1 protein-coding gene and 1 pseudogene are annotated in these 734 nt (G+C 76.2%); both read left to right on the top strand.

Annotated features, from left to right (window positions below):
• On the top strand, window positions 1-297 hold a 297-nt coding region (locus L0B03_RS18675), incomplete at its 5' end, for a DUF2249 domain-containing protein (RefSeq protein WP_250448605.1).
• Window positions 298-309: 12 nt separating this feature from the next.
• Window positions 310-734 (top strand): annotated as a pseudogene (locus L0B03_RS18670) (molybdopterin molybdenumtransferase MoeA); the annotation flags it as partial.

Raw genomic sequence — 734 nt, 5'->3', positions numbered from 1 at the left:
GGCTGCGGTGGCTGCGGCTGCGGGGCCGACGACGCCGGGCGGGGCCCGGGAGCAGCTGCGGCCGGTGACCTGGACGTGCGGGAGATCCCGCGGGCGGTGCGCCACGAGCAGGTCTTCGCCGCGGTCGACGCGCTCGAGCCGCGCGAGTCCCTGGTCCTGGCCGTCGACCACGACCCGGTCCCGCTGCGCGAGCAGATCGAGCAGCGCGAGCCCGGTCAGATCGTGTGGGAGTACCTTGCCGAGGGACCCGAGCTCTGGCGTGTGCAGCTGAGCCGGGTCCCCGGGCACTGCTGCTGACCGAGAGGCTCCATGCGTACCCCTGCCGAGCACCGGACGGCCGCGCTGCGGCTCGCTGCGCCGACCCCCGTGGTCGACCTCGCCCTGCACGACGCGCTCGGCCTGGTGCTCGCCGAGTCGGTCGCGGCGGCGAGCGACCTCCCTGCCTGGGACAACTCGGCGATGGACGGCTACGCGGTGCGTGCCGAGGACGTCCGGGGAGCGACCACCGAGCGTCCCGTGGTCCTCGACGTCCTGGCCGACCTCGCTGCCGGGAGCGACGAGCGCCCGACGGTGCTCCCGGGCACGGCAGCGCGGATCATGACCGGCGCGCCGGTGCCGGCCGGGGCCGAGCTCGTCGTCCCGGTCGAGGACACCGACGGGGGCACCGCGCGGGTGAGCATCCACCGCGGCGCGGAGGTGGGCCGTCACGTGCGCCGTGCCGGAGAAGTCGGAGG

Source organism: Actinotalea sp. C106 (assembly GCF_023630195.1).
Taxonomy (GTDB): Bacteria; Actinomycetota; Actinomycetes; order Actinomycetales; family Cellulomonadaceae; genus Actinotalea.
This window is presented reverse-complemented; position numbering and strand designations above follow the sequence as displayed.